This window comes from Methylobacterium sp. D48H (assembly GCF_053345715.1).
The window spans coordinates 1-917 of the sequence record NZ_JBKFAP010000074.1; the positions used below are offsets into that span (position 1 = coordinate 1).

At 60.9% G+C, this 917-nt stretch carries 2 tRNA genes and 2 rRNA genes; all 4 read right to left on the bottom strand.

The features are described 5' to 3' along the window. A 23S ribosomal RNA gene (locus tag ACLBX8_RS31505) occupies positions 1-106 on the bottom strand; the annotation flags it as partial. A 329-nt stretch (positions 107-435) separates the two neighbouring features. Beyond that, positions 436-511, bottom strand: a tRNA-Ala gene (locus tag ACLBX8_RS31510). Positions 512-545: 34 nt separating this feature from the next. Beyond that, a tRNA-Ile gene (locus tag ACLBX8_RS31515) sits at positions 546-622 on the bottom strand. A 197-nt stretch (positions 623-819) separates the two neighbouring features. After that, positions 820-917 (bottom strand): 16S ribosomal RNA (locus ACLBX8_RS31520); the annotation flags it as partial.

Below are 917 nucleotides of genomic sequence, written 5' to 3' on the forward strand. Positions count from 1 at the left end.
GGATCAAAGCTCGTTCGCAGCTCCCCAAGGCTTATCGCAGCGTACCACGTCCTTCATCGCCTCTCAGCGCCAAGGCATCCACCGAATGCTCTTAAGGCACTTGATCGCTCTCGTGATCGATGTCCGTCGCTGATCCGACAGCCGTAAGGCTGGCTGATCAGCGCGACACGGTCACAAAAAGACCAGTGGCAGATCCGTTTCCGGACCCACCACCGTATGCTTGCCGAACATGACCGCCGGGGTTGGCAGATCTCTCTGCCCCAACGGCCACATTCCCTCTTCACGATGTCACTGATGTCTTCGCACACGGCTGAACCAGCCGAACCTGACGGTCCTCGCTGATCACTGCTGCGGCAAACGCATGTTCCAGATAGCGGGCTCGACACGCACTCTCCCGGGCGGCTGCCGTTCACACGACGCCAAGTCCCAAAAAAGTGGTGGAGCCAGACGGGATCGAACCGACGACCTCATGCTTGCAAAGCACGCGCTCTCCCAGCTGAGCTATGGCCCCAAAGGGTCAAGCCGCAGGCAGAACGTCCCGTCCATGGTGGGCCTGGGACGACTCGAACGTCCGACCTCACCCTTATCAGGGGTGCGCTCTAACCACCTGAGCTACAGGCCCAGTACGATCGTGCTGTCGCGGACCGGACCATAGCCTGAGCCATGGTCGGACCGCTCCGGCGATCGCGCTATCTGGTGAGGAAGAGAAACGAGGGCGGCATCTGTCCCGCCAATGGGCTCTGACTGAGCCCTGATATCCTAATGACGCCGTCCGAGGAGCGGACCGGGAACCGGTCATCCTGCTGTCAGCATCCTTAGAAAGGAGGTGATCCAGCCGCAGGTTCCCCTACGGCTACCTTGTTACGACTTCACCCCAGTCGCTGACCCTACCGTGGTCGCCTGCCTCCTTGCGGTTG